Source organism: Vibrio sp. 1069 (genome assembly GCF_033340555.1).
In genome coordinates, this window is sequence record NZ_JAWOWP010000196.1 from 1 (window position 1) to 868 (window position 868).

The window sequence follows — 868 nt, forward strand, 5'->3', positions numbered from 1 at the left end:
GCTTGAACACCGATTAGCCAAACGTTACCCGTTGTTTCACCAACGAATTGACCGCCAACTACTTCAGCTGAATCGTCTGACTTGTAGCCACGAGACTCAACGATTGGTGCGTCTTTCGCGATAATGTAAGTGAAGCCAGCGTCTAGGCTGAAGTCTTTCGTCCAGTCATAAGTTGCACCGATGCTTAACCAAGTACGGTCTGTTTCTGGAATAGTGATCGTGCGGTTCTTATCACTTACAGCAGACGTATCGTATGCAATACCAGTACGTAGGGCTACCTTAGGTTGAAGTTGGTAAGTCGCACCAACTGCAAAGCGGTAGTTATCTTCCCAGTTTTCCACTTTCACCATGTGTGTACCAGCGGTTTCTAGGTGAGCTTCTAGCTTCTCGAAAGAACTCCAGTCAGTCCAGTTGAAACTTGCGTGTAGCGCAAGTTGGTCTGTTACTTGGTGGAAGCTCGCTAGTTCAGCCGTTGCTGGTAGGTTTAGGTACATGTAGCCATTGTCACGCAGCTGTGGAAGCTTAGGAGTACCGAAGCCAAAACCAAGGCCCTCAGCATGACCTTCAAGCTTCAGCTCAACCTCAGATTTGTACGTGAAACCGATGCGGTTGTTTTCATTGATCTGCCACGCTGTACCCAATTGCCAGCCCCAAGCCGTATCGTCACCTTCCATGTACTTCAGAGTCGTACCTTGAGGTTTTTGTAATACGTTTACTTTAGGAGTCGTAGCGCCAAAACTTCCTTCACCGATGATGTAACGAATACCACCACCAATGCTTACCGCATCATTAATTTTGTATGCTGCGTTTAGGTTTGCTTCCATTGTGGTTACGCTTGCTTCGTTACCAAAATGAGAGGCAGCAAAGC

General features: G+C 47.4%; 1 protein-coding gene. It reads right to left on the bottom strand.

The window, feature by feature from the left end; genetic code table 11:
• A partial coding sequence (locus R7040_RS25400) for an outer membrane protein transport protein (RefSeq protein WP_318097414.1) occupies nucleotides 1–868 on the bottom strand: 868 nt, incomplete at both ends.